The 12,535-nt window shown below is 68.0% G+C and carries 8 protein-coding genes and 1 pseudogene; 3 read left to right on the forward strand and 6 right to left on the reverse strand.

Going from position 1 to position 12,535, the window contains the following annotated elements; translation table 11 throughout:
- Positions 1-161: 161 nt before the first annotated feature.
- The 6 genes and pseudogenes from ACW17V_RS15480 to ACW17V_RS15505 form a co-directional block, all read right to left on the reverse strand.
- Positions 162-2,090, reverse strand: a complete 1,929-nt coding sequence (locus ACW17V_RS15480; RefSeq protein ID WP_492105949.1) for a sialate O-acetylesterase — start codon at positions 2,088-2,090, stop codon at positions 162-164.
- A gap of 44 nt (positions 2,091-2,134) precedes the next feature.
- Positions 2,135-2,218, reverse strand: a pseudogene (locus ACW17V_RS15485) (hypothetical protein); the annotation flags it as partial.
- Positions 2,219-2,330: 112 nt separating this feature from the next.
- Entirely contained in the window at positions 2,331-4,745 is a 2,415-nt protein-coding gene (locus ACW17V_RS15490; RefSeq protein WP_492105950.1) for a glycoside hydrolase family 3 N-terminal domain-containing protein, read from the reverse strand.
- 219 nt (positions 4,746-4,964) lie between these two features.
- Positions 4,965-5,774, reverse strand: coding sequence for a hypothetical protein (locus ACW17V_RS15495; protein WP_492105951.1), 810 nt, complete (start codon positions 5,772-5,774; stop codon positions 4,965-4,967).
- A gap of 183 nt (positions 5,775-5,957) precedes the next feature.
- Complete coding sequence (locus ACW17V_RS15500; RefSeq protein WP_492105952.1) at positions 5,958-7,754, reverse strand: DUF885 domain-containing protein; 1,797 nt, start codon at positions 7,752-7,754, stop codon at positions 5,958-5,960.
- Positions 7,755-8,035: 281 nt separating this feature from the next.
- Positions 8,036-9,973: a M61 family metallopeptidase gene (locus ACW17V_RS15505; RefSeq protein ID WP_492108814.1), complete on the reverse strand. Its 1,938-nt coding sequence runs from the start codon at positions 9,971-9,973 to the stop codon at positions 8,036-8,038.
- 392 nt (positions 9,974-10,365) lie between these two features.
- On the opposite strand from ACW17V_RS15505, the gene ACW17V_RS15510 reads away from it, so the two are divergent.
- The 3 genes from ACW17V_RS15510 to ACW17V_RS15520 are packed head-to-tail and all read left to right on the forward strand — an operon-like array spanning position 10,366 to position 12,421.
- Complete coding sequence (locus tag ACW17V_RS15510; protein WP_492105953.1) at positions 10,366-10,998, forward strand: PepSY-associated TM helix domain-containing protein; 633 nt, start codon at positions 10,366-10,368, stop codon at positions 10,996-10,998.
- 10 nt (positions 10,999-11,008) lie between these two features.
- Positions 11,009-11,521: a DUF2271 domain-containing protein gene (locus ACW17V_RS15515; RefSeq protein ID WP_492105954.1), complete on the forward strand. Its 513-nt coding sequence runs from the start codon at positions 11,009-11,011 to the stop codon at positions 11,519-11,521.
- Between the two features lie 12 nt (positions 11,522-11,533).
- On the forward strand, positions 11,534-12,421 hold the full coding sequence (locus tag ACW17V_RS15520) for a DUF4198 domain-containing protein (protein WP_492105955.1): 888 nt from the start codon (positions 11,534-11,536) through the stop codon (positions 12,419-12,421).
- Positions 12,422-12,535 lie beyond the last annotated feature (114 nt).

Here is a 12,535-nt window from a genome sequence, read left to right on the forward strand (position 1 = left end):
AGCCGGCCAGCTGCCCTTATGCCGCTCTCCCCGGCGAAGGCCGGGGCCCAGATCGAACCCATGGACCGCCGGGGGTATCGCTCCGCCCGAAGGCGCGTCAGCCCCAAACGCTCTGAGTGAATCTGGGCCCCGGCCTTCGCCGGGGAGAGCGGAGGTTGAGGTCACGGTTGCACCACCATCTCGAACGGCACGGCCGGCAGGCCCGCGCTGTCGAAGAGGTTGAAGGTCGGGCTGTCGGCCCAGGCGAACCGCACCTTGGCGGCGGGCGCTCCGGCCGGAGCGGAAAGCACCACGCTCGCCCCATCGATCCGGGCATCGGCCCAGCGGCAGGCGTTGGCGGCGTCGCACAGCTCGAAGCCGATCACGCGGTCCGAGCCGCGCGAGACCAGCGACCCGCCGATCTGGTCGAAGGCCACGACCACCGTCTCGCCTGCCCGCCTGGTCGAGACCGGCGCGGGACCGGTGGTCACAGCCTCGCCGGCGATGCGGCGGGCGGCCAGGGCCAGGCGGCGGCCGACCTCCTGCTTGTTGGCGGGGTGGATATCGAAGGGGTCGCCGATGTCGGTGGTCACGGCCAGGCCCGCATGCGGATCGGCGACAACCGCGCGGCGCTGCGCTTCACGCAGGGCGGCAGTTCCGAAGGTTCCCGGCGTCGTCGCGAACGCGCCATAGCTGGCCAGCTGGGCGACAACGACCGGCATATCGGGCGACATGCCCGCGCGACGCTCGGCGACGAAGGCGGTCTGCAGGGCCGCGTAGGTCTGGTCGCGGCCCACGTTCGTCTCGCCCTGGTACCAGGCCAGGCCCGAATAGGCGTAGGGGCCCATCGGCGCGAGCATGCCGTTGTAGAGGGTCGAGACCCCGGCCAAGGTGTCCCACGGCGCGCGCGGCGGATCGACGCCGACCCGGGGCTCGATGCGGTAGGTCCAGCTCTCCAGCGGCAGGCGAGTCCCATCGCCCAGCACGATGGCGCGTTTCGAGGGATCGCCGTACATCCCGCCATTGGCGTAGGTGTCCCAGGCAGCGACCACGATGGTATTCCGGCCCGCCTTCAGCGACCCGGCTGCCAGAGGATAGGACCGGTCCAGCCACGCGCCCGAGGTCGCGCCGACGCCGACGCCGTTCAAATAGGTGGTGTCCATCTCGTCGACCTGGCCGACGGTCAGGGTGGCGGCCTGCCGCGCCTGGGCGGCGGTGAGCGTGACCTCGGTCTTGAACCAGACCACGCCGTTGAAGGCCGCCAGCTCGGCGACGCCCCAGCGTTCCCAGATGCCCAGGTCCTTCGGCGCGGGCGTCCAGGCGCCGGCGCCGGTCCACGGCGCGACGGCCGCCTCGCCCGGATGCTTGGGCGCCCACCAGGCCTTGATCGTCTCGCCCCAGCGGCGGGCCGCGGCCGAGGGATCTTTCAGCGACAGGTTCAGGATGTCGATGGCGTCGTCATAGCCGCCGACCTTGCGCAGGGCGGTGGGCGTCATCCACGCCTCGATGCCCGAGCCACCCCATGAGGCGTGGACCAGGCCCAGCGGGACGTTGCGGGTCTTCTGCAGCTCGCGGGCGAAATAGAAGCAGCTGGCCGAGAACGAGCCGACGGTGTCCTTGGTCGTCGGCTTCCAGACCGGCGGCTTGGCGAAGTTGGCTTGCGGCGCGCGGCCGTCGGCCTTCTCGATGGTCACCATGCGGATGCTGTCGTTGGGCGCGCCGTTGTTGATCTGGTTCCAGGCGTCGCCGGAGGCCTGGACCTGCATCTCCATGTTCGACTGGCCCGAGCACAGCCACACATCGCCGGCCAGCACGTCGCGGACGGTCTGGGTTTTGGAGGGTGTCGTGGCGGTCAGGTCGTACGGACCCCCCGCCTGCGTCGCGGGCAGGTCGAGGCGCCAGGCGCCGTCGGAGCCGGCCGTGGCGCTGGCGGTCTTGCCGGCGAAGGCGACGGTGACCGTCTCACCGGGCCTGGCGGTTCCGAACACCGGCAGCGGCCGGTCGCGCTGGACCACCGCATGGTCGGCGAACAGGGCGTTGAGGAGGTCCTGGGCGGCGGCGGGGCTGGCCAGCAGGGCGGCCAGACTCAGGCCCGAGATCAGGCGACGCATGCGGATATCCTCCGTCCGCCTCCAAGAGCGGATACCTATAATTTCCGCTCTCCCCGGCGACACGCCAGTGCGGCGAAGCCAACGCCGGGGCCCAGATTCATCCTGAGCCTTTGGGGCTGACGCGCCTGATGGCGGAGCCAAGTCCACGGCTGCTCACGGGTGCGATCTGGGCCCCGGCGTTGGCTTCGCCGCACTGGCGTGTCGCCGGGGAGAGCGGGTATTTGTTGCCGGCGCTAAAGCCTAGACCACCGTCAGCGTGACCTTCTTCAGGTCCACCGAATTGGGCCCGACCATGATCTCGAACGCGCCCGGCTCGACCACGCGCTTCATCTCCAGGTTCCAGAACCACAGGTCCGACGGCGCGATCTCGAAGGTCACGGTGGTCTTGGCGCCGGCCGCGACGGTGACGCGCTTGAAGTGCTTCAGCTCCAGCAGCGGGCGGGTCACCGAAGCGGCCACGTCGCGGACATAGAGCTGCACCACCTCGTCGCCGGCGACCTTGCCGGTGTTGGTCACATCCACCTCGACCTTGACCGTCTCGCCCTGAGCGATGCTGGCCTTGGCCAGGCGCGGGGCGGCGATGTCGAAGGTGGTGTAGGAGAGGCCGAAGCCGAACGGGTAGAGCGGGCTGGTCTTCTCGTCGAACAGATAGCCCCGACGCGAAGTGGGCTTGCGGTTGTAGTAGATCGGCAGCTGGCCGACATTGCGGGCGATGCTGACGGGCAGCTTGCCGCCCGGATTGGCGCGGCCGAACAGGATGTCGGCGCCGGCCGTTCCGGTCTGCTCGCCCAGGTACCAGCCCTCGATGATGGCGTCAGCGCGCTCGGCCAGCAGGTTGATCGACAGCGGACGGCCGTTGAGCAGGAACACCACGGTGGGCTTGCCCAGGTCGAAGATCGCCTTGGCCAGGTCGTTCTGCTGGCCGATCAGATCCAGGTCGTTGCGGTCGCCGAGGTGGTTGTCGGCCCAGGCCTCGCGGCTGGTCTGTTCGTTGTCGCCCAGCACCATGACCACGACATCGGCGTTCTTGGCCACTTCCACGGCTTCGGCGATCAGCTTGGCGTTGACGGCCGGGTCGACCAGCTTGACCTCGTCGGCGGCCCAGACGCGGCGCTCGGTGATGCGGACGGCTTCGGCATAGTCCAGGGCGAAGCCCTGGGCCTTGGCTTCCGCGGTCAGGCCTTCCAGCAGCGAGACCACGTGCTTGGGCTCGTCGGAATAGCCGCCGATCGGGGTGTCCCTGGCGTGCGTGCCCAGCAGCGCCATGCGCTTGATCGCCTTGCCGTTCAGCGGCAGCACGCCCTTGTCGTTCTTCAGCAGCACCACCGACTTGCGGGCGGCTTCGCGGGCCAGGGCGATGGCTTCGGGCGTGTTGTTCTTGGCCTCGGCGGTCTTCTCGTCGGCATAGGGGTTTTCGAAGAAGCCGCCCTCGAACTTCATCTTCAGCACCCGAGCGACGGCGGCGTCGACCTGGGCCAGCGAGACGCGGCCTTCCTTCACCAGCTGCGGCAGCAGGGCATAGGCCTCGCCGTCGGGCAGCTCGACATCGACGCCGGCGTTCATCGCCATCACGGCGGTGTCGGCCAGGCTTTCGGTCATCTTGTGACGGGCGATCAGTTCCTTGATGGCGAAATAGTCGCTCTGGACCGAGCCCTGATAGCCCCACTCAGTGCGCAGGATGTCGGTCAGCAGCCAGTGGCTGGCGTGCGAAGGCACACCGTCGATCTCGTTATAGCTGGGCATGACCGAGCGCACGGGCAGTTCGGTGACCGCGCGTTCGAACGGCGGGAAGAAGTTCTCGCGCAGGGTGCGCTCGGCGATCTGGGCCGGGCCGACATTGGTGCCGTTCTCGGGCTGGCCATGGCCGGTCATGTGCTTGAGGGTGACGAAAACCTTGTCCTTGGCCAGCGGCAGGGTCTTGCCCTGGAAGCCGCGAATGGCGGCCAGACCGATCTCGGCGCACAGGTGCGGGTCCTCGCCATAGGTCTCCTCGATGCGGCCCCAGCGCGGGTCGCGGGCCACGTCGACCACCGGGGCCAGGGCCATGTTGGAGCCGCGGGCGCGCATCTCCTTGGCGGCCATCGAGAAGATCTTCTCGACCAGCTCGGTATCGAAACTGGAGGCGAGAGCAATGGCCTGCGGATAGCTGGTGGCGTCGCGCGCCACATAGCCATGCAGGGCCTCGTCATGCATCAGCATGGGAATGCCCAGGCGGGTCTTCTCCATCGACCACTTCTGGGCGGCGTTGGTGTAGCGGGCGGTGTCGCGCGCGTTTCGGCCCTTGGTGCCGTCCTCGGCCCCGGCGGCGGCGTCGACCACGGTGGCGGGCTTGAGGCCCCGGCGGTCGGTCGGGCGCGAGATCTGGCCCAGGCCGTTGGGGAAACTCTTGCTGGCGGTCTCGGGCGAGAACTCGCCCTCGGGCGTCTGGATGGCCGCCTTGGTCAGCCAGATGCCGATCAGCTGGGCGGCCTTTTCCTCGACGGTCATGCGGCCCAGCAGGTCCTTGACCCGGGCGTCGACGGGCTGGGTCGGGTCCTTGTAGAGCGGCTTGCCGCCACCGCCCTGCAGGGCGGCCATGGACACGCCCGGCGCGGTCGCGGCGGCGATGGCGGCGAGGCTCGCGCCGAACAGGCGGCGGGTGATGGCTTGTGTCATCTGGTTCGTTTCCCCGGAGGTCGCGTCGTTGGGTGGCGGCTTAGGACCCGCCTTGACCCCACTATGGGGGAGCTTGTCAGACCACTCAAGGGAAGAATGGTACCGGTCTCATTCAAGAGCCCGGCTCGACCCATGGCGTTCGCGACGGCGATAGGGAGTCGGGACTGTTTGAGGCCGACCGGCGGGCGAGCGGGCCCGCGTCGGCGGACCCGGACAGGGTCAGCGGCCGATCACCGCCGTGAACGGCCGCCCGGCGACGCCGATGGAAAACAGCGCAAAGGTCGCCAGGGTCCAGGCCGCCGCGACCACGAGCACGGCGATCACCGCGGCTGCGGCGGGCAGCAGCCAGGCCGCGATGACGCCGAAAATCGGCACGGCCTGCATCATGTGCGTGGCCAGGAAATGAGCGGGCCGCAGATCGCCCACCGTCAGCGACCAGCCTGTGATGGGCATGCGCAAGGCGCCCTCGGGCTCGACCCCGACATGATGGCTCATGTTTCCGCCCAGCCGGAACGCGGTGATCAGCGTCAGCACGGTTCCCGCGATCAGGCCGCTCGACACCGCCAGGCGAACCGGCGCTGAAAGGGCCGATTGCCCGTCGACCGCCGCCGCGAAACCCACGCCGCCCGACGCAACGACCAGAACCACAGCGCCGAACGCCATCAAGGCGTACATGGCGGCATGAAAGGGCGTGCCGACATTGAAATGCGAGCCCTGCGACCGCGCCGCCTGAAGGGCGATATACCCCACCTCGCCGATGGCGGCGGCGACCGACGTGATCGCCAGGACATCCAGCAGCCCGCCGCGCGTCCAGTCGGGGCTGAGAAAATGCGCCACCAGCGCCAGCGTCGCCAGATGCAACGACACCGAGAAGGCGAACTTCATCGGCTTGGCCCAGACATTGGCGCCGTCCAGAACGCGCCTGTCGGTCAGCGACACCGCCCACATCACGGCGAATGTCGCGAGGAACGCGGCCGAAGCGAGCCACCACAAGAGCTCGGAAAGCGGCAGTTGCAAAACCGCGCTCATGCCTTGGTCATCCCGGCCATGATCTGCGCCTTCACCCACATGCGTGTCGTTCGACTCCGCAACCTATCACTGATAAATTATCACCGATAGATTATGGGTCAATGACAGTCCCGCCGCCTTATCGAGGCGACGGCGGGATCCGCTCGAGGGCGACGGCGAGCGGAACGCCGCGAGCCGCCCTCCCTACCCCTGCCAGGCGTCCAGCACCCGATCCAGCACCGTCAGCGGCACCGGCCCGACCAGCAGGCCCGCGTCGTGGAAGCGCCGGATGTCGAACTTGCCGCCCAGCCGCGCCTTGGTCCGCTCGCGGGCCTTGGCCCAGACGGTGTGGCCCACCTTGTAGGAGCAGGCCTGGCCGGGATTGGCGCAGTAGCGTTCGACCTCGCTGGTGATCCGGCCCTCCGGCTCGCCCCCGGTTTCCATCATGTACTGGATGGCCTTTTCGCGGCTCCAGCCCTTGGTGTGGATGCCGGTGTCGACCACGCAGCGGGCGGCGCGGAACAGGCGGGCCTGGTACATGCCCAGCAGACCCAGATCGTCGCCCTCATAGACGCCCATCTCCATGGCCACCTGCTCAGCATACAGCGCCCAGCCCTCGGTATTGGCCGAGAAGCCCATGTTCTGGCGCAGGCGCGGCAGGTCGCTCTCGGCCACCAGGGCCAGCTGGAAGTGATGGCCCGGCGCGGCCTCGTGATAGGTCAGGGTCGGCAGCGACCAGCGCGGACGATCGGCCGTGTCGCGCAGATTGATGTAGAAGGCGCCCGGCCGCGAGCCGTCCAGGGCCGGCCGCTCATAATAGCCGCCCGCCGCGCCCGCCTCGGTATAGGCCGGGATGCGCCGCACCTCGACCGGGGTCTTGGGGGTCACGCCGAACCATTGCGGCAGCTTGGGCTGCAGGTCGGCGATCAGCTTGTTGCAATAGGCCAGCATCTGGGCCCGGCCTTCGTCGGTATTGGGATAGGTCTGGGTGGGGTCGGTGTTCAGCGAGGCCACCCGCGTCCCGACGCTGCCCTGGGTCAGGCCGCGCTTTTTCAGGATGGCGTCCATCTTGGCGCTGATCTCGGCGCCTTCCTCCAGGCCCAGGCGGTGGACCTGGTCGGCGGTCATGTCGGTGGTCGTGTAGATCTTCAGCAGGGCCGCGTAGTAGGCGTCGCCGTCCTTCAGGCGGTTCAGGCCCGCGTCGTGGGTGGCCTTGGCCCGAGCGGCTTTGAGAACCTCGATCTGGCGATCCAGGGCCGGATGCACGGTCCCGGTCAGCAGGGCCGCCCCCTTGCCCTCATAGTCGCCATAGGGCCTGGCGCGGCGGGCCAGCGAGGCGACCAGCACGTTCTTGTCGGCCGGCAGGGCGCGGAACTTGCCCAGCTGGACGATGGCCTTGTCCAGCATGAAGTCGGCCGGGATCACGCCCTTGCCGGCGTCGGCGGCGAAGCGCTCGCTCTCCTGGTCCAGCACCGTGGCGAAGGCCGCCATGCGGGCCAGATAGGTCTCGGCGTCGGCCGCCGAGGCGATCTTGTGCTTGGTGTCCAGGAAGCCGGGCGTCGAGGAATAGGCTCCGTAATACTGGGTCAGCACATAGGGCCGGCTCATCGCGCCATAGTCGAAGCCCGCGACCGCCGCGCGGCTCTCGTACTGGAACATGGCGGTGTCATAGTTGACCGCGTCATCGCCGGTGAGCGCCTTGCGGTCGACGCCCTTCAGGCGCTGGACGCGCTGGCCGGGCTGGGCCCGATCCTTGATCCAGCCGGCGATCGAACGGTCGCCCAGCTTGCTCCGCGCATCGGCGTGGGCGCCGATGTCGAGACCCAGATTGGTGGCCTGTTCGGGACTGTCGGACAGGTCCTCGTCGAAGAAGGCGTCGAACAGCTTGTAGAGCTCGGTCTTCGCGTCATCAGCGGAATTGGCGGCCTGGGCCGGAAGCGCGGTGGCGAGCGCCGTGGCGGCCGCCCCCATCATGATCTGGCGACGATCAAACTTCGACATGCAAGGCCCCTGCGACTGAACGATCCCGCCAGCGGTCGCGCTTTGCGGGGGCAAATCAGTCACCCGGAGAGGGCGCATCGTCAAGGCAGGAGCGCGCCCTGCAAAGCGCCCAAGTAAAAGGGCCCGTCTGGGCATGACGGGCCCTTCGACTTTGGAGATCGTTCGAAGATGGAGGATCCTGAACGCTCAAATCCTACGCCCAACCAGAGCGAGAGGCACCTTCACATTTTGTCGCAAGGTCGGATTTCCGACTCCTGCGACCAAGCCCCTGTTATCGCCGACTACTTCCGCGCCGCCAGGATGTCGTCGAGGCGCGCTGGTGTTCCGGCGATGCGTTCCAGGCGCGGATAGCGCAGGCCGCCGCGCCAGTCGATCTTGACCATCCGGTAGCGATCGCCGTCCTTGACCAGCAGCTCGACCAGTTGGCCTTCCGGCTTGGCGGCCGCCCTGATCGCGTCCTTCAGCTTGTCGGCGTCATAGGTCTCGCCGTTGACGGCGACCAGGGTCACGCCCTGGGTCAGGCCCGCCTTGAAGGCCGGACCGCCCCACTGCACATCCGACACCAGGCCGGCGGCGGCCACGGTCAGACCCAGCGAATAGGCCAGGTTGGTGACCTTGCCGCGCGTCTCGGCCGTCTTGAAATAGTCGGTCGGGGTCTCGGTATAGATCAGCCTGTAGCCGCCCCGGGTCAGGCCATCCAGCGGCGCCTTTTCCGACAGGCCTTCGATGCGGGTCTTCAGGAAACGGGTCCAGTCGTGGGCGACCACGTCGTTCAGCGTCGCGGCCACATCCTCGAACGTATAGGTGCGCGGCACATACGAGCCGTTGTCGACGCCGAAGAAGGCCTTGGCGAAGTCGTCCAGAGACTTCTTGCCGCCGGTCTTCTCGCGGATCAGCGTATCGGCGTCGAGCCAGACCAGCTGGCCTTCCGAATAATAGTCCTCGCTGCGCTGGTAGCTGACCCACGACAGCGGCTTGCGCATGGCGATGATCGGATCGTTGGTGGTGTCGGCCACGCTGCGCCAGTCTCGGCCGCGCCGGTTGTCATAGAGGGCCGCCGTCATGGCCAGGGCGTCCAGGCTCTGCTGCTTGGTGTGCAGGTTCGAGCGCGCCGAAAGCACATTGCCCCAGTACTGCGTCTGGCCCTCATAGACCCACATCAGGCTGTCGCGCATGGGCTCGTTCAGGGTGGGGGTCCACAGGTCGGCGCCGCGGCGGAACTTGCCGTTCCACGAGTGGGTGAACTCGTGGGGCAGCAGGTCGCGGCCCACATAGGTCTTGTCCCACTCGGTGAAATACTTGGGCGCGACGCGGTTCTCGCTGGAGCGGTGATGCTCCAGACCGATGCCGCCCAGGGTGTCCGACAGGGCCACCAGGAAGTCGTAGTGGTCGTAGTGGTGGCTGCCATAGAGCTTGTAGGCCTGCTGGACGAGGTCCTTGTGGGCCTGGATGTGCTCGGGCTTGAACTCCAGCAGCTCGGGCTTGTCGGCCACCATGTTCAGACGCACCGGCGCGGGGCCGGTCGGGTCCAGCTCGACGGTCTTGAAATAGCGGCCGGCGAACATCGGCGAATCGACCAGGGTCTCGAACGGCGTCACCTTGAAGGTCGTGGTCTGGCCCTCGGTTTTGGCGACCTCCAGGGCGGAGGCGAACTTGAAGCCTTCCGGCAGCTTGACGCTGGCTTCCACGGGGATCTGTCGGGTGTAGTAGCCGGCCGGGTAGAAGCCCATCTGCAGCCATTGCAGGTTCAGCATGTCGGGCGTCATCACCTGGCGGCCGACCCTGGCCTCGACCGGCGACAGGAACTGGTAGCTGAGCTGCAGCTCCGAGACGCCCTCGGGAACCTCCACATGGAAGGCGAAGACCTGGACCGGATCGCGCGTCCAGGCCAGGCGCTGGCCATTGGCGGTGATCACCAGCCCGGCCAGCTTGTCGATGTCGTTGCGCGGCGAGTGACCGCCCGGAACCCACTGCGGATAAAGGATCGTGAAGCGGCCGGCCTTGGCGACGGGGATGGTCTCGCGGATGTCGAAGATCTTGCGCGTCAGGTCAGTCGCGTCGACCGAAAGCTTCAGCGTGCCCGGATAGGGAATGTCCTGCGCGGCCGCGATAGCCGGGGTCGGGGCCGACGGCTGCGGCAGGGTCTGGGCGACGGCGACCGTGGCGGTCAGAGCCAGAAGCGATACGGAAAAGAACAAGGTTCTCACAAAACACCCCAATGCGGTCCGCAAGCGTGCGCCTCGCGGTTAAGAGGCGGGATGTTTCACCCCTTATCCGTCCCTTGTCGAGCCGTCAGGACGACCTCTTGAGGCCCGACGGCCGTTCGCCCAATCATCAGGCTGCGACGGCGCCTCCGGGGTTTCCCTTACGCGCGCGCCCTCGATTGTCCACGAGATCAAAGACGCTCAGGGTCATCAGGTCGGGAACCCGCCAGTTCCCCCGACGAGTGGGTCGATCAGGGAATAGCCCCCATTCCCCTGATCGACCTTTCCGTCTGGCGCAGGGTCGCGAAGACCGGCGGCGCTGGAAATAGGCCAAACCAGCACTTGAAAGTGCAAGTCGTTCTCAAGTATGGACGAGACCTGTTCCCGCTCAAGGTCTCCGCCTCCTCGTGTCGTCCGCCGCCACCGCCCAGCATCGCCGCTCGTTCTGGCTCAAGCAGCTGCACCAGTGGCACTGGATCAGCGCGGCCCTGAGCCTGATCGGCATGCTGCTGTTCTCGATCACCGGCATCACGCTGAACCACGCGGGCCAGATCGAGGCCGAGCCCCAGGTGGTCAGCCGCAAGGCGACCCTGCCGGCTGACCTGATCGCCGACCTGGCCAAGGGTCCGGTCGAGGGCAAGCGCCCCCTGCCCCTGAAGCTGCAGCACTGGCTGGACAAGGCCGTCGGGACCGACATCGCCGGGCGCGAGGCCGAATGGTCCGACGCCGAGGTCTATGTCGCCCTGGCCCGCCCCGGCGGCGACGCCTGGCTGTCGATCGACCGGGAGACCGGCGCCGTCGAGCACGAGAAAACCACGCGCGGCGCGGTCAGCCTGCTCAACGACCTGCACAAGGGCCGCAACACCGGCAAGGCCTGGGCCTGGTTCATCGACATCTTCGCCGCCGCCACGATCGTGTTCACGATCACCGGTCTGATCCTGCTTCAGTTCCACGCCAGGGCCCGCCCTCTGACCTGGCCGCTGGTCGCCGCCGGCCTGGCCGCCCCCGTCATTCTCGTCATTCTCTTTGTCCACCTCTGAGGTGAAATCCGTGAAGCGTTCCGTCTCCCTCCTCACCTTCGCCGGCGCTGCCGTGGCCGCCCCGGCCATGGCCGCCGATCTCAACGTCACCGTCGAGATCCCCCGCCTGTCGGTGGCCGAGTATCACAAGCCCTATGTGGCCATCTGGATCGAGAACCCCGACGCCACCGCCGCCGGCACTTTGGCCGTCTGGTACGATCCCGACTCCAAGGAAGACCACGGCACCAAGTGGCTGAAGGACATGCGCCAGTGGTGGCGCAAGGCCGGTCGCGAGATGAAGTTCCCCGCCGACGGCGTCAGCGGCGCGACCCGCGCCCCCGGCCCGCAGAAGGTGGTGTTCAGCGGCGCCAAGGGCGCGCTGAAAAACCTCAAGCCCGGCCAGTACAATCTGGTGGTCGAGGCCGCCCGCGAAGTCGGCGGCCATGAAGCCGTCCGCGTGCCCTTCGTCTGGGGCAAGCCCGGCAAACCCGCCACCGTCAAGGGCTCGGCCGAGCTCGGCGCCGTCACCGTCTTCGTCAAGTAAGCGAGAAAACCGATGTCCCTGAAGACCCGCCTTTTCGCCGTCGCCGCAGCCGGCCTCGCCCTGACCCTGCCGATGTCGGCCAGCGCCCACCGTGGCTGGCTGCTGCCCTCATTCACCGTGCTGTCGGGCGACGGCTCGTGGGTGACGGTCGACGCCGCCATCTCCAACGAGCTGTTCTATCCCGACCACCGCGCCATGCGCGTGGACGGCGTGGTCGTCACCGCGCCTGACGGCACAATCTCGAAGCTGCAGAACGCCTCGACCGGCCAGTATCGTTCGACCTTCGACGTGCAGCTGAACCAGGCCGGCACGTGGAAGATCGGCTCGGCCACCAATTCGGTGCAGGCCAGCTGGACCGAGAACGGCGAGATCAAGCGCTTCCGGGGCTCGGCCGACGAGTTCGCCAAGGCCGTTCCGGCCGGCGCCGTCGACCTGAAGACCATCAAGGGCAGCAATCGCAACGAGACCTATGTCACGCGCGACAAGCCGACCACCGAGGTCTTCAAGCCCACCGGCAAGGGCCTGGAGCTGGTTCCGGTAACCCATCCGACCGACATCGTCGCGAGCGAGCCGGCGACCTTCAAGTTCCTGCTCGACGGCAAGCCGGCCGCGGGTCTTGAAGTCACCTTCGTTCCGGGCGGCGCCCGCTGGCGGGCCGCGCCGGGCGAGATCAAGGTCAAGGCGGGCGCCGATGGCGCCGTGACCTTCACCCTGCCGGACGCCGGCATGTACTGGGTCAACGCCACGGCGCGCGGCGGCGAGAGCGCGGGTCGCGGTCCCGGCGGCGGCGGCATGGGCGCGCCCGGTGCGGCCCCCGCCGCTCCGGCGCCCGTGACAGCCCTGGCCGGCGACGGCTTTTCGGCCAGCTACACCGCCGTGCTCGAAGCGCAACGGCCTTAAGAAGAGCCCCCTTCCCCCTTTGATGGGGGAAGGGTTGGGGATGAGGGTGACAGCGCCGCAGGATGTGGCGCGACCCTCGTGAAATCGGCCAGCGCCCTCACCCCCATCCCTGCC

The organism is Caulobacter sp. FV2ye17ST (genome assembly GCF_058680955.1).

Bases quoted from the DNA above. Each gene is read 5' to 3' on its own strand.
- ACW17V_RS15495 (WP_492105951.1), bottom strand. From the start codon at position 5,774: ATGAGCGCGGTTTTGCAACTGCCGCTTTCCGAGCTCTTGTGGTGGCTC.
- ACW17V_RS15490 (WP_492105950.1), bottom strand. From the start codon at position 4,745: ATGACACAAGCCATCACCCGCCGCCTGTTCGGCGCGAGCCTCGCCGCC.
- ACW17V_RS15480 (WP_492105949.1), bottom strand. From the start codon at position 2,090: ATGCGTCGCCTGATCTCGGGCCTGAGTCTGGCCGCCCTGCTGGCCAGC.
- ACW17V_RS15500 (WP_492105952.1), bottom strand. From the start codon at position 7,754: ATGTCGAAGTTTGATCGTCGCCAGATCATGATGGGGGCGGCCGCCACG.
- ACW17V_RS15520 (WP_492105955.1), top strand. From the start codon at position 11,534: ATGTCCCTGAAGACCCGCCTTTTCGCCGTCGCCGCAGCCGGCCTCGCC.